The 21,584-nt window shown below is 71.3% G+C and carries 19 protein-coding genes, 2 pseudogenes and 1 riboswitch; of the genes and pseudogenes, 10 read left to right on the plus strand and 11 right to left on the minus strand.

The window, feature by feature from the left end; all coding sequences use genetic code 11:
- Positions 1-6: 6 nt before the first annotated feature.
- Complete coding sequence (locus HDA41_RS23835; protein WP_230299412.1) at positions 7-1,071, minus strand: GNAT family N-acetyltransferase; 1,065 nt, start codon at positions 1,069-1,071, stop codon at positions 7-9.
- Positions 1,072-1,263: 192 nt separating this feature from the next.
- Here HDA41_RS23835 and HDA41_RS23840 point away from each other — a divergent pair, with 192 nt between their 5' ends.
- Positions 1,264-2,112 carry an HAD family hydrolase gene (locus HDA41_RS23840; RefSeq protein WP_184987018.1) on the plus strand — a complete coding sequence of 283 codons (849 nt, stop codon included), beginning with the start codon at positions 1,264-1,266 and terminating at the stop codon, positions 2,110-2,112.
- On the opposite strand, the gene HDA41_RS23845 is transcribed toward HDA41_RS23840, so the two are convergent.
- Complete coding sequence (locus HDA41_RS23845) at positions 2,076-2,858, minus strand: LysM peptidoglycan-binding domain-containing protein (protein ID WP_184987020.1); 783 nt, start codon at positions 2,856-2,858, stop codon at positions 2,076-2,078. The genes HDA41_RS23840 and HDA41_RS23845 overlap by 37 nt on opposite strands.
- Positions 2,859-2,861: 3 nt before the next feature.
- Positions 2,862-3,035, minus strand: a riboswitch (cyclic di-AMP (ydaO/yuaA leader).
- Between the two features lie 507 nt (positions 3,036-3,542).
- Here HDA41_RS23845 and HDA41_RS23850 point away from each other — a divergent pair.
- From HDA41_RS23850 to HDA41_RS23865, 4 genes are all read left to right on the plus strand, one after another.
- On the plus strand, positions 3,543-4,553 hold the full coding sequence (locus HDA41_RS23850; RefSeq protein WP_184987022.1) for a polyprenyl synthetase family protein: 1,011 nt from the start codon (positions 3,543-3,545) through the stop codon (positions 4,551-4,553).
- A 230-nt stretch (positions 4,554-4,783) separates the two neighbouring features.
- Entirely contained in the window at positions 4,784-6,034 is a 1,251-nt protein-coding gene (locus tag HDA41_RS23855; protein WP_184987024.1) for a LolA family protein, read from the plus strand.
- A 26-nt stretch (positions 6,035-6,060) separates the two neighbouring features.
- Positions 6,061-7,047, plus strand: coding sequence for an ABC transporter ATP-binding protein (locus HDA41_RS23860; RefSeq protein ID WP_184987026.1), 987 nt, complete (start codon positions 6,061-6,063; stop codon positions 7,045-7,047).
- The gene (locus HDA41_RS23865; protein ID WP_184987028.1) at positions 7,034-7,903 is read left to right on the plus strand and encodes an ABC transporter permease; all 870 of its coding nucleotides are present in this window, start codon (positions 7,034-7,036) and stop codon (positions 7,901-7,903) included. Before HDA41_RS23860 ends, HDA41_RS23865 begins: the two co-directional genes overlap by 14 nt.
- A 3-nt stretch (positions 7,904-7,906) precedes the next feature.
- On the opposite strand, the gene HDA41_RS23870 is transcribed toward HDA41_RS23865, so the two are convergent.
- From HDA41_RS23870 to HDA41_RS23880, 3 genes are all read right to left on the minus strand, one after another.
- Positions 7,907-8,488 (minus strand): flavodoxin family protein, encoded by a 582-nt coding sequence (locus HDA41_RS23870; protein WP_184987030.1) that lies wholly within the window; start codon positions 8,486-8,488, stop codon positions 7,907-7,909.
- A gap of 87 nt (positions 8,489-8,575) precedes the next feature.
- Entirely contained in the window at positions 8,576-9,736 is a 1,161-nt protein-coding gene (locus HDA41_RS23875) for an amidase (protein ID WP_184987032.1), read from the minus strand.
- On the minus strand, positions 9,736-10,230 hold the full coding sequence (locus HDA41_RS23880) for a DUF6668 family protein (RefSeq protein WP_376706814.1): 495 nt from the start codon (positions 10,228-10,230) through the stop codon (positions 9,736-9,738). Before HDA41_RS23880 ends, HDA41_RS23875 begins: the two co-directional genes overlap by 1 nt.
- A 172-nt stretch (positions 10,231-10,402) precedes the next feature.
- Here HDA41_RS23880 and HDA41_RS23885 point away from each other — a divergent pair, with 172 nt between their 5' ends.
- Positions 10,403-11,734, plus strand: coding sequence for a tetratricopeptide repeat protein (locus HDA41_RS23885; protein WP_184987036.1), 1,332 nt, complete (start codon positions 10,403-10,405; stop codon positions 11,732-11,734).
- A 6-nt stretch (positions 11,735-11,740) separates the two neighbouring features.
- Here HDA41_RS23885 and HDA41_RS23890 read toward each other — a convergent pair whose 3' ends face one another.
- A complete protein-coding gene (locus HDA41_RS23890; RefSeq protein WP_184987038.1) occupies positions 11,741-12,688 on the minus strand; it encodes a M28 family metallopeptidase in 948 nt (315 codons plus the stop codon).
- 201 nt (positions 12,689-12,889) lie between these two features.
- Between HDA41_RS23890 and HDA41_RS41485 the strand changes: the two are divergent.
- A pseudogene (locus HDA41_RS41485) lies at positions 12,890-13,352 on the plus strand (nuclease/transposase family protein); the annotation flags it as partial.
- A gap of 11 nt (positions 13,353-13,363) precedes the next feature.
- On the opposite strand, the gene HDA41_RS23895 reads toward HDA41_RS41485, so the two are convergent.
- Positions 13,364-13,837 (minus strand): VOC family protein, encoded by a 474-nt coding sequence (locus tag HDA41_RS23895; protein ID WP_184987040.1) that lies wholly within the window; start codon positions 13,835-13,837, stop codon positions 13,364-13,366.
- Positions 13,838-13,858: 21 nt separating this feature from the next.
- Between HDA41_RS23895 and HDA41_RS23900 the strand changes: the two genes are divergently transcribed.
- Together HDA41_RS23900 and HDA41_RS23910 are read left to right on the plus strand one after the other, a co-directional pair.
- Positions 13,859-14,482 (plus strand): CGNR zinc finger domain-containing protein, encoded by a 624-nt coding sequence (locus HDA41_RS23900; protein WP_184987042.1) that lies wholly within the window; start codon positions 13,859-13,861, stop codon positions 14,480-14,482.
- A gap of 203 nt (positions 14,483-14,685) precedes the next feature.
- Positions 14,686-16,149, plus strand: coding sequence for an MFS transporter (locus HDA41_RS23910; RefSeq protein ID WP_230299413.1), 1,464 nt, complete (start codon positions 14,686-14,688; stop codon positions 16,147-16,149).
- Here HDA41_RS23910 and rarD read toward each other — a convergent pair.
- Together rarD and HDA41_RS23920 are read right to left on the minus strand one after the other, a co-directional pair.
- A pseudogene (gene rarD, locus HDA41_RS23915) lies at positions 16,134-16,871 on the minus strand (EamA family transporter RarD); the annotation flags it as partial. The gene HDA41_RS23910 and the pseudogene rarD overlap by 16 nt on opposite strands.
- A 192-nt stretch (positions 16,872-17,063) precedes the next feature.
- Positions 17,064-17,918 (minus strand): SDR family oxidoreductase, encoded by an 855-nt coding sequence (locus tag HDA41_RS23920; RefSeq protein ID WP_184987044.1) that lies wholly within the window; start codon positions 17,916-17,918, stop codon positions 17,064-17,066.
- 91 nt (positions 17,919-18,009) lie between these two features.
- On the opposite strand from HDA41_RS23920, the gene HDA41_RS23925 reads away from it, so the two are divergent.
- The gene (locus HDA41_RS23925; protein ID WP_184987046.1) at positions 18,010-18,390 is read left to right on the plus strand and encodes a winged helix-turn-helix transcriptional regulator; all 381 of its coding nucleotides are present in this window, start codon (positions 18,010-18,012) and stop codon (positions 18,388-18,390) included.
- 37 nt (positions 18,391-18,427) lie between these two features.
- Here HDA41_RS23925 and HDA41_RS23930 read toward each other — a convergent pair whose 3' ends face one another.
- Both HDA41_RS23930 and HDA41_RS23935 read right to left on the minus strand, forming a co-directional pair.
- Entirely contained in the window at positions 18,428-19,507 is a 1,080-nt protein-coding gene (locus tag HDA41_RS23930; protein ID WP_184987048.1) for a 2-oxoacid:ferredoxin oxidoreductase subunit beta, read from the minus strand.
- The gene (locus HDA41_RS23935) at positions 19,500-21,428 is read right to left on the minus strand and encodes a 2-oxoacid:acceptor oxidoreductase subunit alpha (protein WP_184987050.1); all 1,929 of its coding nucleotides are present in this window, start codon (positions 21,426-21,428) and stop codon (positions 19,500-19,502) included. Before HDA41_RS23935 ends, HDA41_RS23930 begins: the two co-directional genes overlap by 8 nt.
- Between the last annotated feature and the right edge of the window lie 156 nt (positions 21,429-21,584).

Below are 21,584 nucleotides of genomic sequence, written 5' to 3' on the forward strand. Positions count from 1 at the left end.
TCGTCGTCAGGTACGGCGCAGCCGAGCCGCGCCCTTCAGGGTCCGCGCGGCCAGCGACGCGAGCCGTGGCCTGCCGCGGACGAAGCTGTGTGCGCGGCGCGCCGGCTCGCGGCTCAGCCAGTGCAGCGCCGCGCCCGCCCCCGGACGCGTCACCGCGCCCTCGTACACGGGCAGTTCGCCCGTCTTCAGCGCGTCCTTGTACTCGGCCGCGCCCCGCCCGAGGTCGAGTGTGCCGATGCCCTCGGCGGCCGCCGCCTCGGCCATGCGCAGATGCAGCACGAGCCCCGGCGAGTACTTCGCGAACTCCGGGTCGTAGGCCGGGAACCAGCAGGCCAGGACCGACGCCGAGCGCAGCCCGAAGTGCGCGGCCAGCGGCCGCTGCCCGGCGTACAGCACGGACAGCGTGCCGCTGCACTCCGGCGCCCGGGTCTGGGCCAGCCGCCCCACGAGCCGGGTGATCCACTCCCGGGCGAACCGGTCCAGGCGGCCCGTCCTGCGGTACTGCGCCGACTTCCACTCCATGAGCGTGCGCAGCGCGGCCGGGTCCCGCTCGTCGAACACGAACCGCAGGTCGCCGACCTGCCGGCCCAGCCTGCGCTCCTTGGCCAGGGTGGTCTTCAGGAACTTCGGCGACTGGGCGCGCAGCACCGACTCGTACGTCTCGTAGCCCTTCTCCACGTCGATGACGTAGGTGGCGTGCTCCTCGGCCGCGTACCGGACGAACAGCCGCTGCCCGGCCTCCAGGTTGTCGAAGGCGAAGCTCGACAGCGCGCAGGCCCGCAGCAGTTCACCCGTGCCCAGACGCAGGCCGGGCCGCAGGATCGCGCCCTGCGCGTCCGAGACGCCGAGCCCGATCGCCCGGCCCTGGCCCAACGGGCCCCGCTCATGCGGCAGGAAGCCGGCCGGCTCCAGGCCCTCGTAGACCACCGCGACCCGGGCCTGGGGCCTCACCAGACCGACGGCTTCGGTGAACTCCGGTTCCATGAAGGGGTTGCGCGGTGTCTCCGCCGCCGCGCGCAGCGCGCGCCAGCGCTCCTTCTCCCCCTCGCCGAGCTCCCCGGGCCGAGCCACACGTACGCGCCCACTGCTCAACCTGACCCCCCGATCAAGTCCCCCCTGGACACTTGGAAGGTACCGCCCGAGACGGCCCCACGGGTAGGTAGCGGACCATGTTGTTGCCAACTGGTGCAGAGGCCTTCAACCGGGCAATCGGCGGCCGCCGCGCGATGAAACGAAAGGGCGCGCTGTCCGTATTCTCTGATCATGGCCGCACCCCTCGCATATTCACTCATCGCCACCGACCTGGACGGGACGCTGCTGCGCGGCGACGACACCCTGTCCGACCGGTCCTTCGCCGCGCTCGCGCGGGTGGCGGACGCCGGTGCCCAGCACCTCGTGGTGACGGGCCGGCCGGCGCCGAGAGTGCGGCCGCTCCTCGACGACCTCGGCGCCACGGGGCTCGCGGTGTGCGGGCAGGGCGCGCAGGTGTACGACGCCGGCGCGGACCGGCTGCTGTGGTCCATCACCCTGGACCGGGAGCTGGCGGAGACCGCCCTCGGCAAGATCGAGGCCGAGGTGGGGCAGGTGTACGCCGCGGTCGACCAGGACGGGGTCGACGGGCTCACGCTCATCGAGCCGGGCTACCTCATGCCGCACCCGACCCTGCCCGCGGTACGGGTCGAGCGGCGCGACGAGCTGTGGGGCGAGCCCATCAGCAAGGTGCTGCTGCGCCACCCCTACCTGTCCGACGACGAGTTGGCGGCGACGGCCCGCTCGGTGGTCGGCTCACTCGCGACGGTGACGATGTCGGGGCCCGGCACGGTCGAGCTCCAGCCGTGCGGGATCACCAAGGCGACGGGCCTGGCGCTGGCCGCCGAGCACCTGGGGCTGCGGCCGGCGGACACCATCGCCTTCGGCGACATGCCCAACGACATCCCGATGTTCGACTGGGCCGCCCACGGGGTGGCGATGGCCAACGCCCATCCCGAACTCAAGGCCGTGGCGGACGAGGTCACCCTGTCGAACGAGGACGACGGCATCGCCGTCGTCCTCGAACGACTGTTGGGCGGGACGGCTCAGTACGGGCCGTTGACGTTGTCGATCGAGCCGTAGCGGGCGGCCGCGTAGTTACAGGCCGCCGTGATGTTGGCGACCGGGTCGAACGGGTCCCACGACGTGCCGTCCACGTGGTAGGCCTGGAAGGTCGGGTCGATGGTCTGGAGGAGTCCCTTGGACGGGGTGCCCTTGGCGGCGTTCGAGTCCCAGTTGTTGATCGCCTGGGGGTTGCCGGACGACTCACGCATGATGTTGCGGTAGATGCCGTCGTACGAACCCGGAATCCCCTTCTGCGCCATGATGTCCAGCGCCTCGCGGATCCAGCCGTCCAGGTTGTTGGCGTAGGTCTTCGCGGAGGCCTGGGTGGCCTCGGCGACGCCACCGGCGGGCTTCGCGGCCGGCTTGGCGGGGGCGGAGGACTTGGTCGCCGTCTTCTTCACGGCGCCCGCCTTGGCCGTCTTCACCTTCAGCTTCAGACCCGGGCGGATCAGCCCCGGGTTGTCGCCGACGGCGGCGCGGTTGTCCTTGTACAGCTGCTTCCAGCCGCCCGACACGTCGTACTTGTCCGCGATGCGGTAGAGCGTGTCGCCCTTGGTCACGGTGTACGTGAGGGACTTGGCGGGCTGGGCCGCCTGCGGCACGGACTGTGCGGCGGCGGGTGCGCTCTGGGCCGGCTGGGCGGCGCTGGCGTGCGTCGCGCCGAGGAGCGGGAGGGTGAGTGCCGCTCCGCCGGTACCGGCGGCTATGACGCGACGGGTGATCGGGTTGGTTCTGGGGCGACGGTGCTTACCTCGTCCGGGCATGGCGATGTTCCTCTCCGGCGCCTGCGAGGTGAGCTGTCGGGTTCGGGCCGGGAGGTGCCCGGCCGCCCACGGCGCTGTGCGCCGTACGCGGCTTCACCCCGAGCCGTTCCGCTGCGCGGACCGGCGACTTACCTGGGTCCCCCGCTCCTGCCCTGCGTGAGTGAGTGGGTTCGTGTGGGGAGTCCGGGCGGTGGCAGGATTCGGCGTCCGCCGGACAGGCCCGGAACGTATGCGAGAGCACATGTCGGGAACAAGCACCGGAGTCACATATCGCGCTGGTTGACCTTGATCAGGGTTTATGGGGCACTTGATCCTTTGCGGGAGCCAAGGCTCAACTGGCGTTCGGCGGAAGGAGGTACGGGCCGGTGCCGGAGTGGGGTGCCGCAGGGGGTGACGTGACTCAACTCACTGATCACAAGCCCGCAGAGCAATCTACCCCAACGGGAATTTGCTTACTCAATACGGCAAATCGCACATAACCTGAAACCTCCCGGTAAGTCGATAAATGTCTGCTCTTATGAGCTGATCGAAATCATTGCGGTCGTGACCGGATACCGCCCGGCCTGTAACCATGGGCGCTGGCGGTGATCGAAACGTGACCGGATACGCTGACTCGAGTGAGGGCGGCGACCTATCGACAAACCGCGTGATCACCGGCAGACACCAGCAGACAGGAGACCCCTCGTGACCGACGTCGGGCCGTTCGGGCTGAGCGTGCGGGACCAGGCTCTGGAAGCCGATGTCCAGGCCGGAATGGCGGCTGTCGAGGAAGGCTTGCTCGAGGCCACCAAGAGCGAGGTGCCCTTCATCACGGAGGCCGCCCAGCACCTGGTGCGGGCCGGCGGCAAGCGGTTCCGTCCGCTGCTCGTGATGCTCTCCGCCCAGTTCGGCGACCGGTACGCGCCCGGGATCGTGCCGTCGGCCGTCGTCGTGGAGCTGACCCACCTCGCCACGCTGTACCACGACGACGTGATGGACGAGGCCACCGTGCGCCGCGGGGTGGCGAGCGCGAACGCCCGCTGGGGCAACTCCGTCGCGGTCCTCACCGGCGACTTCCTCTTCGCCCGCGCCTCGCACATCCTGGCCGACCTCGGCCCGGAGGCGGTGCGGGTGCAGGCCGAGGCGTTCGAGCGGCTGGTGACCGGGCAGATCCTGGAGACGGCCGGACCGCAGGACGGCCGCGACCCGGTCGAGCACTACCTGGACGTGCTGGGCGGCAAGACCGGCTCACTGGTGGCGGTGTCGTGCCGGTTCGGCGCGATGATGTCCGGCGCCGACGACACGGTCGTGGACGTGCTGACCCAGTACGGCGAGCGGCTCGGCGTCGCCTTCCAGCTCGCGGACGACGTCCTGGACATCGCCTCCGACTCCCACGAGTCCGGCAAGACCCCCGGCACCGACCTGCGCGAGGGCATCCCCACGCTGCCGGTGTTGCGGCTGCGCGAGCGGGCCGCCCGGCTCGGGCTCGCGGACGACATCGCCCTGTGCGAGCTGCTGGACTCCGACCTCACCGACGACGACCGGCACGCCGAGGCCCTGCGCCTGCTGCGCGCCCACCCCGCGCTGGAACAGGCCCGGCAGGACACCATCCGCTACGCCCAGGACGCCCGCTCGGCGCTGGCGCCGCTGCCCGAGTGCACCGCGAAGACGGCGCTGGTGGAGCTGTCCGACGCGGTCGTGCACCGGGCCGGTTAGCGCGTTTCTCCCTACGACCCCTACGGGTCGCGGGAGAAGAAGCCCTCTCGTGTCATACCGCAGCAGTACGTGGAGTTGAGCCCGGGGTCTGACGTATCTCCCTGGCCGATTTGGTCAGATGGAGACCACGGAAAACACCACTCCTCACCACTTCGGGTGAGAATGGCGGCACAGGGACGAGTGCGTGGACGACACGGACAGCCGCCGCCGACCACGGAGGTAGGGCACACATGGCACCGTACGCATCCGACGACAGCACGACCGGCGGGGAGGCCGACGAGCGGCGCTCCGGGCGGCGCAAAGCCGCGCGGTACGTCGTCCCGGTCACGGTGATGGGGGTGGCGGCCGCGACGATCGGGCTGGTCCCCGCACTCGCCGACTCCGGTGACCCCGACCTCCCGAAGATCACCGCCCAGCAGCTCATCGAGAAGATCGCCAAGTCCGACGTCCAGCAGCTGTCCGGCACGGTGAAGATCAGCACGGACCTCGGCCTGCCGGACCTCGGCGGGCTGGAGAGCAGCCTGATGTCCGGCGCCGCGGGCCAGGGCGAGGGCGGCTCCTCCGCCGACCCGACGGCCAAGCTCACGGAACTGGCCTCCGGCACGCACACCCTGCGCGTCGCGGCCGACGGCCCGGACAAGCAGAAGGTGTCGCTGCTGGAGAACGCCGCCGAGTACAGCCTCGTCCACAACGGCAAGGACGTGTGGGGCTACGACAGCAAGTCGAACGAGGTCTACCACGGCACCGCCTCTCAGAGCCCGGAGCGCGAGAAGGAGCAGCCGCCGGCGACGCCGAAGGACTTCGCCGAGGAGGCCCTGAAGGCCGTCGACGACACGACCTCCGTGACCGTGGACGGCACCGCCCAGGTCGCCGGCCGGGACGCCTACAAGCTGGTCGTCAAGCCGAAGCAGTCCGGCTCGACCGTCGGTGCGGTCACCGTGGCCGTGGACGCGAAGACCGGCATGCCGCTGAAGTTCACGCTGACCCCGGCGAGCGGCGGCGCCGCCGTCGTCGACGCGGGCTTCACCCAGGTCAGCTTCGCCGAGCCGGCCGCGTCCACCTTCGACTTCACCCCGCCCAAGGGCGCGAAGGTCACCGAGGAGAAGGACGCCGCCAAGGACTTCGGCAAGGGCTCCGACAAGCACCTCGGCAAGGGCTTCGAGAAGGGCGGGCCGCGCGAGCACGCCCCCAAGGCCGGGGAGGACTTCGGCAAGGGCCTCGACGGCATGAAGACCATCGGCGAGGGCTGGAGCTCCATAGCCACCTTCGACACCGGCGGCGAGGGCGTGCCCTCGGGCAAGGCCGGCGGCGAGTTCGGCGGCTTCATCGACTCGCTCGGCGACAAGGTCACCGGCAAGTTCGGCTCGGGCACGGTCTTCTCGACCCGCCTGATCAACGCCCTGGTCACCGACGACGGCAAGGTCTACGTGGGCGCCGTCACCAAGGACGCGCTCGTGAAGGCGGCCGACGCCGGCAAGTAAGTCCTTTCAAGAGAACGAGGAAGCCGATGGGCGAACTGTCCGCCGCGGAGCCGGAGCACAGCGAGGTGCGGGCCGGGGCCGGGGAACCGGTCATCGCGACCCGCGCGCTCACCAAGCGCTACCGCGGCGGACAGCTCGCCGTCGACGGCCTCGACCTGACCGTCCCGGCGGGCAGCGTCTTCGGCTTCCTCGGCCCCAACGGCTCCGGCAAGACCACCACCATCCGCATGCTGGTGGGCCTCATCGAGCCCACCTCCGGCACGGCACAGGTGCTCGGGCAGCCCATGCCCCGGGCCACCCGCGCCGTGCTGCCGCACGTCGGCGCCCTCATCGAGGGCCCGGCCCTGTACGGCTTCCTCTCCGGCCGCGACAACCTGATCCGGTACGACTCCGCCGACCCGGCCGCCGATCCGCGCACCCGGAGGGACCGGGTCGCCGCCGCGCTGGACCGGGTGGGCCTGACGGCCGCCGCGGGCAAGAAGGCCAAGGCGTACTCGCTGGGCATGAAACAGCGCCTGGGCCTGGCGGCCGCGCTGCTCCAGCCGCGCCGGCTGCTCGTGCTCGACGAGCCGACCAACGGCCTCGATCCGCAGGGCATGCGCGAGATCCGCGCCCTGATACGTGAGCTGGCCTCGGACGGCACGACGGTCTTCCTCTCCTCCCATCTGCTCGACGAGATCGAGCAGGTCTGCACACACGCGGCTGTGATGACGCAGGGCCGTCTGATCACCCAGGGCCCGGTCGCCGAGCTGTCCGCCGGGGTGCGCGGCCGGCTGGTGGTGACCACGCCGGACCCGGCGGAGGCGGCCCGGGTGCTGAAGGAGCAGGGCGTCGGCGACGTCGTCGTCACGGACGACCGGGTGACCGGCGAACCACCGGAGAGCGACCTCGCCGACGTGAACGCCGCGCTGGTCACGGCCGGTGTGCGGGTACGCGGCTTCATGGTCGAACGGGCCTCGCTGGAGGACGCGTTCGTGGCGCTGACCGGGGAGGGCTTCGATGTCGCGGGCTGAAGTCGGGCAGACCGTACGGCCGGTGAGCCCGCTGTGGACCTTCGGGCTGCTGCGCAGCGAGCTCACCACCACCTTCCGGCGCTGGCGCACCCTCGCGCTGCTCGCCGTGCTGGCGGGCGTGCCCGTCCTGGTCGGCATCGCCATCAAGATCGAGACGAGCGGCGGTTCGTCGCCCGGCGGCGGGGGACCGGCCTTCATCTCGCAGATCACCAACAACGGCCTGTTCCTCGTCTTCACCGCGCTGGCCGCCACCCTCCCGTTCTTCCTGCCGATGGCGATCGGGGTCGTCGCGGGCGACGCGATCGCCGGCGAGGCGAACGCCGGCACGCTCCGCTACCTGCTGGTCGCCCCGGCCGGCCGCAGCCGTCTGCTGCTCACCAAGTACGCGACCGTCGTCATCTTCTGCCTGGCCGCCACCCTCGTCGTGGCCGTCTCGGCGCTGACGGTCGGCGCGCTGCTGTTCCCGCTCGGCGATCTGACGACCATCTCCGGCACGCGGATCGGCTTCGCCGAGGGCCTGGGCAGAGCCCTGCTGATCGCCCTGGTCGTCGCCGCGTCACTGATCGGCGTCGCCGCGCTCGGACTGTTCGTCTCGACGCTCACGGGCAGCGGCATCGCGGCGATGGCGACCACCGTCGGCCTGCTGATCACCGTCCAGATCCTCGACCAGATCCCGCAACTGCACGCCCTCCAGCCGTACTTCTTCTCGCACTACTGGCTGTCCTTCGCCGACCTCCTGCGCGAGCCGGTCTACTGGGACGACCTGGCGAAGAACCTCGGCCTCCAGGCCCTGTACGCGGCGGTGTTCGGCTCGGCGGCCTGGGCCCGCTTCACGACGAAGGACATCACCGCGTAGCGCTCAGTCCTCGTACACGAACCGGGCCAGTGGTGCCTCCTGGGCGAAGAACGTCTTCGCGCGGGCCAGCGCCTCCGTGTCGTTCAGCACGTCACCGGGCTTGCTGCCGTTGCCGAGCAGCACCCCGCCGAACCGCATCCCCATGTACGCGGCCGAGTTGTTGAGCGTCCCGACCAGCGGGTCGGCCACCTCCGGCTGCGTGTGCGCGAGCGCGGTGACGCCCCACAGGGTGCGTCCGGCCAGGGTCACCTTGAAGTCGAGGCCGGGGGTGCGCAGCCAGCCCGACCAGTAGTCCAGGTAGCGCTTGGTCTGTGCGGAGACCGAGTACCAGTACAGGGGCGAGGCGATGACGATGTCCGTGGCCGCGAGGGTGGCGTCGAGCAGCAGCGCCACGTTCCCCTCGGTCGGACGGACGTGGTCGCTGTCGTGCCGCAGGTCCTCGAAGTCGGGCACCGGATGCTCGGCGAGGTCGAACCACTGCTGTTCGACGTCCGAAGGCAGCTGCTCGGCGGCCCGGCGGGCGAGCAGCTCGGTGTTGCCGTCGGCACGGGCGCTGCCCAGGACGAAGAGGAAGCGACGGGTCATGGGTGTCCCCCCAGAAGATAGGCGCACATCAATTACACGCGCATGCATCATATGCGTGCGCATCTAAATGCACCAGGGGCGCGGCCGTCAGCTCCCGATGCGCACCTCCGCCTCCCGCGCCACGGCCAGCAGCAGTGCCTCCCGGCCGTGCGGCGCCACGAGGTGCAGCCCGGCCGGGCAGCCGTCACCGCCGAAGCCCGCCGGGAGGCTCAGTGCCGGATGCCCACTGAGGTTGAACGCCCAGGTGAGAGACGTGGAGTAGCGGTCGCCCGGGCCGTCGTGCCCGTGCGGTGGGGTAGGTGTGGTCGGCGTCAGCAGCAGCTCCGCTCCGGCGAACTGTCCGGCCAGCCGCCGGTCGTTCTCCGCCCGGACATGGTGGGCATCGCCCGGATCGGCACCGGGTGTGCGCAGGGCGAGCCAGGCAGGCCCGGGGTCCAGGAGCCGCAAGGGCACCGGCGGCCGTACGAGCCGTACGACACCCGCCGCCACGAGCCGTTCGACCGCCGCCCGGGCGAGCGCGACGGGCTCCGGGTCGGGCCCGGCGAAGCCCAGGTCGGACGACCAGACGGCGGTGACGGGGAGAGGTGGGCCGGCCGGCACCGGCTCCTGCGACACCACCCGCCACCAGTGCGCCGCGTCCGACGCCGAGCGGGCGAGCACACCCTGCACGGCGAGCCCCGTACGGTCGGCGGAGGGCAGCCGTCCGGCCGTGGTCTTCAGGCCGGTCACCCCGCACCACGCCGCCGGTATCCGCACCGACCCGGCCCCGTCGCTGCCCGTCGCCAGCGGCACCAATCCGGCCGCCACCGCCACAGCGGCCCCGGCCGACGAACCGCCCGGCGTACGGTCCGCCCGCCACGGGTTGACGGTCCGGCCCCGGGCGCCGAGTCCCCAGGTCTGCCAGGGCGTTCCCGGCCCGGGCACGGAGGTCGCGCCCACGGCGACACAACCGGCCGCGAGCAACGGCCCCGCCGCACGCAGCCCGTGCCGCCCCTTCACGGCGATCGGCACCCCGGCCAACGGCAGCGCTTCCCCCTTTCGGGTGACATCTGCGGCACGCCGGCCGAGCCGCGCGTCCACCTCGCCCGCCCGCCGCAACGCCTCCTCGCGCCACACCTCGACGAACGCGCACAGCTGCGGATCGGCCCGATCGATCCGCTCCAGCGCCGCCTCGACCACGTCGACCGCGCGCAGCTCCCGGGCCCGCACGCCCGCCGCGATCTCCCCGGCCGACAGCGGCACCGCCATCAGCGCGCCGCTCCCGTCAGGCGGACCAGGGCCGAAGTCTCGCGCGGCGGATGCCCCAGCTCACCCAGCCGCCAGGCCGGCACCCACGGCACGCGGTACACGTCGATGACCGACTCCAGGGACCTGATCCGCTGGGCGAGCGGACGCGGCAGCCGGCCCGGAGCGTCCGCCACCAGGACGACGGCGTCGAGGTCGAGGCCGGGCGGCGCCTGACCTCGCCGGAAGATCTCCACCGCCCCGGCGATCGTGTCCAGCCCGGCCGCGTGCGTCCGAGCGACCAGCAGCACGGACGGCGGGTCGCCCGGCCCGGGCCAGGCGCGGCCGCTGTCATGACCGCCGTAGACCGCGGCAAGGGTGGAGACGCCCGCGCCGCCGTGTGTGCCGACCCAGGAGAAACGCCGTACCGCCGCATGGGCGTGACCGGACCCCGGCGGCCCCGGCTCCCGCGTGCTCGTCACCGGACCGCGGATCCAGATCTCCGGTCCCTGTCGCATGCCTGTCTGCATGCCCCTCTCTTCCCTCGTACGCTCGATCCTCATGCCATCCGGAACGATCCATGCCGCGGCCTGGAACCGTTGGGACGAGCCTGTGACACCGCGGTGACGTGAGAAACGCGAGCGAGCGGACACACTCGACAGCAGGTGTACGACGCCGAATGAGGGGACGATGTCTCGACTCAGCCGCGAGAAGAAGCGGGAACAGAAGCAGGCCGCCCACGCGGCGACCCCGGCGGCGCCGATCGACGTCCGTGTCCCCGGGGCCGGAACGGACCCGGCAGGAGCGGGGCCGGGAGCCGGCGCGGGGGGTGTCTCCGACGGCGCTTCGGTCGGCGGCGTCCCCGTCTTCGCGGCCCCCGGGGAGGAGATCCAGCAGGCCGTGCTGAACCGCCTTCACCACATCGCCCTCGCCACCGGCCATCCCGTCCTCGCCACGGTCCACGACGAGCGCATCGGCTACGTGGTGCCGCTCCAGGTCGATCCGGACGGCTCCAGCCGCTTCACCGCCGAGCCGGTCCGTACGGCACCGCCGCAGGACGCCGTCGCCGCCGAAGCACCGGTGACGGAGCCGCCCGGGCCGACGCCGTCCGCGCCGGAGCGGCAGCACCCGCGGGACGACAGGGCCACGCACGTCCTGCGCCCCGTACCGGGGTCCGGCCGTGGCACGGCCTCGACGTTCCCGCTGCGGGCGGTGCCCGAACCGGAAGACGCACCACCGGCCTGGCCCACGCCGCCCGACACGCCCCAGCCCTCGGGTACGTCCACGTCGGCGGACGTGTTCGCGCCCTCGGGCCCGGTCACCCCTCCCGGGATCGTCGCGCCCCCGACCGGCGAGTTCGGGCCGCCCCCGCTCATGGACGTCAGGCCGCTCCCCGTCCCCGGAAGCGGCCCGGGGCCCCACCGCAGGCGGGAGCCCGAGCCGATGTCCGAAGCGGAGCTGCTGGCGGCCGAAGCCGACGCCAAGCCGACTCCCGTCCGGGGCTTCGACGCCGTAGCGGAGGCCGTGCTCGGCGACGAACTGCTCGGCGCCCCGGGCGACCCCGCCGCCCCCGCTCTCCTCGCGGAGCCGATCGGGCGGATCAACGAGGCCGTCAGGGAAGGCCGGATCGACGAGGCGTCCGGGCTGGCGGACCAGGCCGTCGCGGAGGCGTCCGGGACGCTCGGGCCGGAGCACCCCGAGGTGCTCCGGCTGCGCGAACTCACCGCATATATCGCCTACTTGGCGGGTGATCCGCTCCGTGCCTTCCGGCTGTCCCTCGACCTGGCCGGTGCTCGCCGCCGCACGGGCGACGCGGAGGCCGCCTACGGCAACGTGGAGAGCGCGGCCACGGCCTGGCGCGCGGTGCGCGACCCGGCGGTGGGACTGGAGCTGGGGCGGGACCTGATCGGCCTGTGGACCGAACTCGCCGCCGAGGACGGCCCCGCCGCCGAGGAGGTCGAGCAACTGGAGTCGGCCCGGGCCCGCATGGGCCGCCTGACCGAACGCGCCCGCAACCAGTAGGCGCCGTTACCGCGACAGCTCCCACACCGCGTGCGCGACGGCGTCGCTGTTGCGGTCGAGGGCGGTGTCGTCGATGTTGGCGGTGGTGTCGCAGGAGGAGTGGTAGCAGCGGTCGAAGGCCCGCCCGGCCGTACCGCCCCACTTGGCCGCCTGCGCCGCCGTCTTCGTCCGGCTCGCCCCCGTGAACAGGCCGCCCACCGGCACACCCGCGCTCTTGAAGGGCGCGTGGTCGGAGCGGCCGTCACCCTCGGTCTCGATCTCGGTCGGGACGCCGAGGCCGGTGAAGTACTCCTTGAAGGTCTTCTCGATCGCCGGGTCGTCGTCGTAGACGAAGTAGCCGGGGTTCGGGGAGCCGATCATGTCGAAGTTCAGGTAGGCGCTGATCCTCGAACGGTCCCCGGTGGCCAGCCGGTTGACGTAGTGGCGGGAGCCGGCCAGGCCGACTTCCTCAGCGCCCCACCAGGCGAACCGCAGGTGCTTGGCGGGCTTGTACTGCGCCCGGGACACGGCGAGGGCGGTCTCCAGGACGGCGGCCGAGCCGGAGCCGTTGTCGTTGATGCCGGGCCCGGAGGACACGCTGTCGAGGTGCGAGCCGGCCATCACGACCCGGTTCGCGTCGCCGCCGGGCCAGTCGGCGATCAGGTTGTAGCCGGTGCGGCCGGAGGCGGTGAACTGCTGGACCGTGGTGGTGTACCCGGCCGCGTCCAGCTTGGCCTTGATGTGGTCGAGCGAGGCCTTGTAGCCGGGGCGGCCGTGCGCGCGGTTGCCGCCGTTGGCGGTGGCTATGGACTGGAGCTGGGACAGGTGGGCCCTGACGCCCGCCAGGGGTATGTCGGGCGCGGCGGCCGGTCTCGGGGGAGCGGACGCGGCGTCCGCTACGGCACCGCCGGTCAGGAGCATGGCGGTCGCCACGGCACCGGCCGCCACGGCACGCGCGGAAACGGAGAGCTTCATGTGGGGGCTCCGACTTCCTTCGGGAAGCCCGTGGGGTGTCCACAGGCAGCCCACAGTGAATGGGGTGCCTGGATGGTGAAACTGTTACTGACTGTTCGTCAAGAGCACTATTACGTCAGGGCGTTGTGAATCCGGCTCCGCCCGGCTGGACAGGATGCTGACCGAGGCCCGTGCCGTGACACCGTGCAAGGACGGTCTTCGCAGCGGCGGCGAGCCGGTATGCCGGCATACAAGAGGAAGCGTGAGGCCGACCCCCACGCTCAACTGCACGCGGCGCGGCTTCCGGCTCAAGGACGGGCGCCTGCGCCTGGCCGGAGGCATCGTGCTGACGGTGGTGTGGTCCCGCGCGTGCCGCCGAGCCGTCCAGTGTGCGCGTGTACCGGGACAGCGTCGGCCACGGGAACGCCTCGTTCGTCGTTCCCGCCGAAGTCCAGCCGCCGCCCGTCACCGGCCGCGTGATCGGGATCGACTGGAGACCGCCACCACCACCTCCGACGCCCACGACCTCCCACGCGCCGAACACGGCAGGAAGGCCAAGGCGAAGCTGACCCGGTACGACCGGATGACGGCCCGCCGCAGACCCGCCAAGGGGCAGCCGGCGTCGAAGGGTTGCCGCCAGGCGAAGCAGCTGCGTGCCAAGGCGTGCAGGAAGGTCGCGCGGCAGGGAGGAGAGTATCAATGCACGCAGAACTCGTTCCCCTCCGGATCCGCCATCACGACCCACTCGCCGCCTTGCTCGGCCACCCGCCGCAGCACACGCGCACCGAGCCCCTCCAGTCGTGCGACCTCCTCCTCGCGCCGCCCCTCGCCCGGGTGCAGATCGAGGTGGAGCCGGTTCTTGCCCGTCTTCTCCTCCGGCACCCGCTGGAACAGCAGCCGCCGCCCCAGCCCGGTCCCGCTCTCCTCCTCGAACGGGTCCTCGGGGTGCCGTACGGCGACCAGGTCCCGGAAGGCGCGGCGGCCGTGGAACTCGACGGTGAGCTCCTCCGGCAGGGCGCCGAAGCCGAGCAGCTTCTCGATGAGGGCGCTGTTGTCCTCGACCTCGTACCGGAGGGCGGCGGCCCAGAAGTCGGCCTGCGCGTGCGGGTCGTTCGCGTCGATGGAGATTTTCCAGTGCACGGGGGCGGGTGATGCCGGGGTCTGTGTCATGTAACCAGTTATACTGGTTACATGAGTGGGCGCGCAGGGGAAACGCCGGAGAGGACACCCGGCCTGACGCTGGTCTCTTTTCAGGGGAAGGCCTTCCGCTTCGATCCCGGCGCGCTGTGCCTGGAGCTGCTGACGACGGGCGGCCCCGGGGAGTTCGCGCGCTACGAGGTGCTGCACGAGCCCGCCGACCTGGTCGCCTGGACGGCGCGCAGCCGCCTCCCGGACGGCCTGGACATCACCGTCACCGAGGACGAGCTGGAGCGCGCCCGCACGTTGCGCGACGCCGTGTTCCCGCTCGCCGCCGACCGCGCCCACGGCCGCCCGCTGCGGGCCGCCCACCTGGACGTCGTCAACACCACCGCGGCCGGGCCCCCGCTCGTCGCCCGCATCGAGCCGGACGGCACCCGCGCCTGGGCCCCTGGCGCCACCGGAGCCCACCTGCTCTCCACGATCGCCCGGGACGCCATCGACCTGTTCACCGGTCCCTACGCGCACCGTGTGCGCGAGTGCGGCGCCCACAACTGCTACCTGCTCTTCGTCGACACCTCCCGCCCGGGCCGTCGCCGCTGGTGCGCGATGGAGCACTGCGGCAACCGCGAGAAGGCCCGGGCACACCGGTCCCGCCAGGCTCCCAGAACGCCCTAGTCCCCGCGGTTGGCTGAGACGCCGTAGTCTCCGCGGCCCGCTAGGACGCCGTAGTCTCCGCGGCCCGCGTCTCCGCCTCGCGGGCGTCGTACGCGGTGCGGGCCGCCGCGATCTCCTCCTGGTGCCGCTCCGTCCTGGTCACCAGGCAAGAGGGAACCGACCCTCACTTGCGTAACCGATCCTGACACGAGGAGTGTTGATTCATGGGCACCCGTGCCTGGGCGCTGCTGTTCGTCCTCTGCGGGACGATCTTCCTCGAAGGCATCGACGTCGCCATGATGGCGGTGGCGATCCCGGCCATCCGCTCCGATCTCGGTCTGGCCACCGACACCGCGGCCTGGGTGATGAGCGGCTATGTGCTCGGTTACGCCGGCTTCACGCTGCTGGGCGGCCGGGCCGCCGACCTGCTCGGGCGGCGGCGGATGTTCCTCTTCTGGCTGGCCGTCTTCCTCGCCTTCTCGGGGCTCGGCGGCTTCGCGACCGAGGGCTGGATGCTGGTCGTCGCCCGGTTCGTCACGGGCGTCGCCGCCGCGTTCATGACCCCGGCCGCGCTCTCCCTGATCACGACCTCGTACGCGGAGGGCCCCAAGCGCAACAAGGCCCTGCTGGTCTTCGCCGGCACGGGCGCGGCCGGTTTCTCCCTCGGCCTGGTCATCGGCGGTCTGCTCACCCAGCTCGGCTGGCGCTGGGTGTTCTTCGCGCCGGTGCTGCTGGCCGCGGCGCTGCTCGTCGCGGCCGTACGCCTGGTGCCCCGGCAGGACGGCCCGCCCGCGCGCCGGCGCGGATTCGACCTGCCCGGCGTGATCACCGCCGCCGGCGCCATGCTGCTGGCCGCCTACACCGTCATACGCCTCGAACACGGCCTGCGCGACTGGCCGCTCACCGTGGTCTCCGGTCTCGCGGCGCTCGTGCTGGCCGGTGCGTTCGTCGTGGTCGAACGCCGCAGCCCGGATCCGCTGGTCCGGCTCGGCATCCTGCGCCAGGGCCCGGTCGTGCGGGCCGACCTGGGAGCGCTGCTCTTCCTCGGCGCCTTCTTCGGCTTCCAGTTCCTCGTCACGCTCTACCTCCAGGAACTGCGCGGCTGGTCGCCCCTCATGACGGCGGTGGCCCTGATCGTCATGGGCGTCGACGCCGTCCTCGCCCCGACGCTCACCCCGAGGCTGGTCGCCCGCTTCGGCAACGCCCAGGTGATCGTCGGCGGCTTCGTCCTGGCCGTGATCGCGTACGCGCTGTTCCTGCCGGTGGGCATGGACTGGTCCTACGCCGCGATGTTCCCCACCCTGTTCCTCTCGGGCCTCGCCTTCGCCCTGGCCTACGGGCCGCTGACGATCGCCGCCACGGACGGGGTCACCGGTTCGGAGCAGGGCCTGGCCGGCGGGCTGCTGACCACCGCCACACAGTTCGGCTCCGCCCTCGGCATCGCGGCGGTGACCGCGGTCTACGGCCTGGCGTCCACCGGGTCCGGCCCGGAGGCCACGCTGTCGGCGTTCCGGGCGGCGCTGACCGTGCCGGTGGTCCTGGTGGTGCTGGGCACGCTGATCTCGCTGGTGAGTGCGCGGGAGGCCCGGCGGGCGGTGCGCAGGGCGTCCCAGGTGAGCAGTGTCAGTGCCAGCCACACCAGCGAGAACCCGGCCCAGCGCTCCGGCGGCATCGCCTCGTGGAAGTAGAAGACGCCGAGCAGGAACTGGAAGACCGGCGTCAGGTACTGCAGCAGGCCGATCGTGGACAGGGGCACACGGATGGCGGCCGCGCCGAAGCAGACCAGGGGCAGCGCGGTGACGATCCCGGCCGAGGCGAGCAGCGCCGCGTGCCCCGCGCCCTCGGTGGTGAAGGTGGAGTCGCCCCGCGCGGTCAGCCACACCAGGAAGCCGAGCGCGGGCAGGAACTGCACCACGGTCTCGGCGGCCAGCGACTCCACGCCGCCGAGGTTCAGCTTCTTCTTCACCAGCCCGTACGTGGCGAAGGAGAAGGCGAGGCCGAGGGAGATCCACGGGGGCCGGCCGAAGCCGACGGTCAGCACGACGACCGCCGCAGCGCCGGTCCCGACCGCCAGCCACTGCACCGGCCGCAGCCGCTCCTTCAGCAGCAGGACCCCCATCGCGATGGTGACCAGCGGGTTGATGAAGTACCCGAGCGAGGCCTCGACGACGTGCCCGGAGTTCACGGACCAGATGTACAGGCCCCAGTTGAGGGTGATGAAGGTCGCGGCGATCGCGACGAGGCCCAGCCTGCGCGGCTGCCGCAGCAGCTCTCCGGCCCAGGCCCAGCGGCGCAGCACGAGCAGGGCGGCGCCCACGAAGACCAGCGACCACACCATCCGGTGGGCCAGGATCTCCAGCGCCCCGGCGGGCTTCAGCAGGGGCCAGAACAGCGGGACGAGCCCCCACATCCCGTAGGCCGCGAAGCCGTTCAGCAGTCCGATGTGCCGCTCACCCCTCGGCTTGGCGCTCACGGGCCCCTCCTCCGTACGTGTGTTCCGCGTTCACGACGGTATCGCCGAGCGCCCCCGGCTGTCATGCCCGTATCGGTATACGGTCATGACAGCCGGGGGTGGGGCGGCTCAAGGGCCCGCCGGGGGAGTTCAGCCCTTGAGCGCCGTGGCGATGGCCTCGGAGAACGGGGTGGTCGGACGGCCGGTCAGCCGGGACAGATCCCCGGTGGAGACGACCAGCTCGCCCTTCTCGATGGAGGCGTCCACGCCCGCGAGCGTCTGCGCCAGCGGCTCGGGCAGGCCGGCGCCGGTCAGGATCCCGGTGAGCACCTCGGTCGAGACCGGGTTGTAGGTGATCTCCTTGCCGGTCTGACGGCTCAGCTCGGCCGCGTACTCGGTGAAGCTCCACGCGGTGTCGCCACCCAGTTCGTACGTCTTGTTCTCGTGCCCCTCGCCGGTCAGCACGGCGACGGCGGCAGCGGCGTAGTCGGCGCGGGCGGCGGAGGAGACCTTGCCCTCACCGGCGGCGGCCACGACCGCGTTGTGCTCCAGCACCGGGGCGAGGTTCTCGGTGAAGTTCTCGTGGTACCAGCCGTTGCGCAGCAGGGTGAAGGGCACGCCGGAGTCCAGCAGCAGCTCCTCGGTGCCGCGGTGGTCGTCGGCGAGCGCGGCGGTCAGCGTGCCCGGGGCGCTGGTGTAGACGAGCAGGGCCACACCGGCCGCCTTGGCGGCGTCGATGACGACCTTGTGCTGCTGCACACGGCCCTTGTCGAACTCGTTACCCGAGACCAGCAGCACCTTGTCGCCGGCGGAGAAGAGGCCGTCGAAGGACGCGGGCGCGTTGTAGTCGGCCAGCGCGATCTTCACACCGCGTTCCGCGAAGTCGGCGGCCTTCTCCGCGTTGCGGACGACCGCGGTGATCTGCTCGGCGGGGACCTTCTCCAGCAGTTGCTCCACGACGTGACGGCCGAGGTGTCCGGTGGCTCCGGTGACGACGATGCTCATGGTGATGGCTCTCCTTGTGGGGTGCGATGGCACTAACCCTATGGCATGCGCTAACTCTTGGAAAGTACCCACTTTGAAGTAAGGTACTGGCATGGCGGTAAGCGAAAGTGAGGCCCTGTGCCCGTACCGGCTGGTGCTGGAGCACGTCACCAGCCGCTGGGGCGTGCTCGTCCTGACCGAGCTGCTGGACCGCCCGTACCGGTTCAGCGAGCTGCGCCGGGCGATCAGCCATGACGGGGGCCGGAAGGTCAGCGAGAAGATGCTCACGCAGACGCTCCAGACCCTGGAGCGCGACGGCCTCGTCCACCGCGACGCCAAGCCCGTGATCCCGCCCCGCGTCGACTACTCCCTCACCGACCTGGGCCGCGAGGCCGCCGAGCAGGTGCGGGCCCTGACGCAGTGGACGCATCGGCGCATGGACGACGTGGAGAAGGCCCGCCGGGCATACGACGAGGCCCGGGCCGCTTCCTAGCGGGCCCGGGCCTCGTTGCCGTAGGGCGTGGTCGTGCTCAGCCGACGACCGTCCAGGTGTCGCCGCCTGTCAGCAGCGCGGCCAGGTCGCCCTTGCCGTGCTGCTCGATCGCGGTGTCCAGCTGGTCGGCCATCTGCGTGTCGTAGACGGGCCGGTCGACGGAGCGAAGCACACCGATCGGCGTGTGGTGCAGGGTGTCCGGGTCGGCGAGGCGGGACAGCGCGAACGCCGTGGTCGGGGACTCGGCGTGCGCGTCGTGGACGAGCACCTGGTCCTCGTTGTCCGGCGTCACCGCGACCACCTTCAGATCACCGGTCACCTGGTCCCGTACGACGCCCTTGGCCAGGTCGCTGCCGAAGCGGATCGGCTTGCCGTGCTCCAGCCGGATCACGGCCTCCTCGGCCTGCTGCTTGTCCTTGAGGGCGTCGAAGGCGCCGTCGTTGAAGATGTTGCAGTTCTGGTAGATCTCGATCAGGGCCGTGCCCTGGTGGGCGGAGGCCTGGCGCAGCACCTCCGTCAGGTGCTTGCGGTCGGAGTCGACCGTCCGCGCCACGAACGACGCCTCCGCGCCGATCGCCAGCGACACCGGGTTGAAGGGTGCGTCCAGCGAGCCCATCGGCGTCGACTTGGTGATCTTGCCGACCTCGGAGGTCGGCGAGTACTGCCCCTTGGTCAGACCGTAGATCCGATTGTTGAACAGCAGGATCTTGAGGTTGACGTTGCGCCGCAGCGCGTGGATCAGGTGGTTGCCGCCGATGGACAGCGCGTCACCGTCACCCGTGACGACCCACACCGACAGGTCGCGGCGGGAGCTGGCCAGACCCGTGGCGATGGCCGGGGCGCGACCGTGGATGGAGTGCATCCCGTACGTGTTCATGTAGTACGGGAAGCGGGAGGAGCAGCCGATGCCCGAGACGAAGACGATGTTCTCCTTCGCCAGCCCCAGCTCGGGCATGAAGCCCTGCACCGCGGCGAGGATGGCGTAGTCGCCGCAGCCGGGACACCAGCGCACTTCCTGATCGGACTTGAAGTCCTTCATCGACTGCCTGCCCTCGGCCTTGGGGACGAGGGAAAGCGCCTCGATGGTGCCCGTTCCTTGTGTGGACGTCTCAGCCATCGATGGCCTCCTTCAGAGCCGCGGCGAGCTGCTCCGCCTTGAACGGCATACCGTTGACCTGGTTGTACGACTGAGCGTCCACCAGGTACTTCGCCCGGATGAGCGTGGCGAGCTGCCCGAGGTTCATCTCGGGGATCACCACCTTGTCGTAACGCCCGAGGACCGCGCCCAGGTTCTTCGGGAAGGGGTTGAGGTGGCGAAGATGCGCCTGCGCGATCGACTCCCCGGCCCGGCGCAGCCGCCGCACCGCGGCCGTGATCGGTCCGTACGTCGAGCCCCAGCCCAGGACGAGGGTCCTGGCCTCGTCCGGATCGTCCACGTCGAGGTCCGGGACCTCGATGCCGTCGATCTTCGCCTGCCGGGTGCGCACCATGAAGTCGTGGTTGGCCGGGGCGTAGGAGATGTTGCCCGTGCCGTCCTCCTTCTCGATGCCGCCGATCCGGTGCTCCAGACCCGGCGTGCCCGGGATCGCCCACGGGCGGGCCAGCGTCTGCGGGTCGCGCTTGTACGGCCAGAAGACCTCGGTGCCGTCGTCGAGCGTGTGGTTCGGCCCCTGCGCGAACTGCACCCGCAAGTCAGGCAGCTCCTCCAGGTCCGGAACGCGCCACGGTTCGGAGCCGTTGGCCAGGTAACCGTCGGACAGCAGGAACACCGGCGTGCGGTACGTCAGCGCGATCCGGGCCGCCTCCAGCGCGGCGTCGAAGCAGTCCGCCGGCGTCCGGGGCGCGACCACCGGGACCGGAGCCTCGCCATTGCGCCCGTACATCGCCTGGAGCAGGTCCGCCTGCTCCGTCTTGGTGGGCAGACCGGTCGAGGGGCCACCGCGCTGGATGTCCACGATCAGCAGCGGCAGCTCCAGCGAGACGGCGAGACCGATCGTCTCCGACTTCAGCGCCACACCCGGGCCGCTCGTCGTGGTCACGGCCAGCGAACCGCCGAAGGCCGCGCCCAGCGCCGCCCCGATACCGGCGATCTCGTCCTCGGCCTGGAAGGTCCGCACGCCGAAGTTCTTGTGCTTGCTCAGCTCGTGCAGGATGTCCGACGCCGGTGTGATCGGATACGACCCCAGGTAGAGCGGCAGATCCGCCTGCCGGCTCGCGGCGATCAGGCCGTACGACAGGGCGAGGTTGCCGGAGATGTTGCGGTAGACACCCGGCGGGAACGCCGTGGCCGCCGGGGCGACCTCGTAGGAGACGGCGAAGTCCTCGGTGGTCTCGCCGAAGTTCCAGCCGGCCCGGAAGGCGGCGATGTTGGCCGCCGCGATGTCGGGCTTCTTCGCGAACTTCGACCGGAGGAATCTCTCCGTGCCCTCGGTGGGCCGGTGGTACATCCAGCTCAGCAGGCCCAGCGCGAACATGTTCTTGCTGCGCTCGGCCTCCTTGCGGGTGAGGTCGAACTCCTTGAGCGCCTCCACGGTGAGCGTGGTCAGCGGCACGGGGTGGACCTGGTAGCCGTCCAGCGACCCGTCCTCCAGCGGACTGGTGGCGTAGCCGACCTTCTGCATCGCGCGCTTGGTGAACTCGTCCGTGTTGACGATCACCTCGGCACCGCGCGGCAGGTCGCCGATGTTCGCCTTCAGGGCGGCCGGGTTCATCGCCACCAGCACGTTCGGCGCGTCGCCGGGCGTGAGGATGTCGTGATCGGCGAAGTGCAACTGGAAGGACGACACGCCCGGCAGGGTCCCGGCGGGCGCCCTGATCTCGGCCGGGAAGTTCGGCAGCGTCGACAGGTCGTTGCCGAACGACGCGGTCTCCGAGGTGAAACGGTCACCGGTGAGCTGCATGCCGTCACCCGAGTCCCCCGCGAACCTGATGATCACCCGGTCGAGGCGGCGAACGTCCTTCGCGCCCGCCGCTTTGCGCTGCTCTCCTACGACTGCTTCGTCGGCCTGCTCCGCTGGGCTACTGACCTGGCTGGTCACTGAACTGGACCTCCCTCGAGGCGGCTGTCCGGGAGGGCCTTCCCGCAGGCCTTCCCAGGATCAACACTACGACCGCAGAGGTCGCCTTCTGCGGGTCATTCGCATGTTGGACACGACTTTGAGACGATCACCCGCGCTGACTTGTCCTGTTCCGGG

This window comes from Streptomyces caelestis (assembly GCF_014205255.1).
GTDB lineage: Bacteria > Actinomycetota > Actinomycetes > Streptomycetales > Streptomycetaceae > Streptomyces > Streptomyces caelestis.

Excerpts from the sequence above, each read along its gene's own strand:
- HDA41_RS23840 (WP_184987018.1), top strand. The coding sequence starts at position 1,264 with ATGGCCGCACCCCTCGCATATTCACTCATCGCCACCGACCTGGACGGG.
- HDA41_RS23845 (WP_184987020.1), bottom strand. The coding sequence starts at position 2,858 with ATGCCCGGACGAGGTAAGCACCGTCGCCCCAGAACCAACCCGATCACC.
- HDA41_RS23855 (WP_184987024.1), top strand. The coding sequence starts at position 4,784 with ATGGCACCGTACGCATCCGACGACAGCACGACCGGCGGGGAGGCCGAC.
- HDA41_RS23860 (WP_184987026.1), top strand. The coding sequence starts at position 6,061 with ATGGGCGAACTGTCCGCCGCGGAGCCGGAGCACAGCGAGGTGCGGGCC.
- HDA41_RS23865 (WP_184987028.1), top strand. The coding sequence starts at position 7,034 with ATGTCGCGGGCTGAAGTCGGGCAGACCGTACGGCCGGTGAGCCCGCTG.
- HDA41_RS23870 (WP_184987030.1), bottom strand. The coding sequence starts at position 8,488 with ATGACCCGTCGCTTCCTCTTCGTCCTGGGCAGCGCCCGTGCCGACGGC.
- HDA41_RS23875 (WP_184987032.1), bottom strand. The coding sequence starts at position 9,736 with ATGGCGGTGCCGCTGTCGGCCGGGGAGATCGCGGCGGGCGTGCGGGCC.
- HDA41_RS23880 (WP_376706814.1), bottom strand. The coding sequence starts at position 10,230 with ATGCGACAGGGACCGGAGATCTGGATCCGCGGTCCGGTGACGAGCACG.
- HDA41_RS23885 (WP_184987036.1), top strand. The coding sequence starts at position 10,403 with ATGTCTCGACTCAGCCGCGAGAAGAAGCGGGAACAGAAGCAGGCCGCC.
- HDA41_RS23890 (WP_184987038.1), bottom strand. The coding sequence starts at position 12,688 with ATGAAGCTCTCCGTTTCCGCGCGTGCCGTGGCGGCCGGTGCCGTGGCG.
- HDA41_RS23895 (WP_184987040.1), bottom strand. The coding sequence starts at position 13,837 with ATGACACAGACCCCGGCATCACCCGCCCCCGTGCACTGGAAAATCTCC.
- HDA41_RS23900 (WP_184987042.1), top strand. The coding sequence starts at position 13,859 with ATGAGTGGGCGCGCAGGGGAAACGCCGGAGAGGACACCCGGCCTGACG.
- HDA41_RS23910 (WP_230299413.1), top strand. The coding sequence starts at position 14,686 with ATGGGCACCCGTGCCTGGGCGCTGCTGTTCGTCCTCTGCGGGACGATC.
- HDA41_RS23920 (WP_184987044.1), bottom strand. The coding sequence starts at position 17,918 with ATGAGCATCGTCGTCACCGGAGCCACCGGACACCTCGGCCGTCACGTC.
- HDA41_RS23925 (WP_184987046.1), top strand. The coding sequence starts at position 18,010 with ATGGCGGTAAGCGAAAGTGAGGCCCTGTGCCCGTACCGGCTGGTGCTG.
- HDA41_RS23930 (WP_184987048.1), bottom strand. The coding sequence starts at position 19,507 with ATGGCTGAGACGTCCACACAAGGAACGGGCACCATCGAGGCGCTTTCC.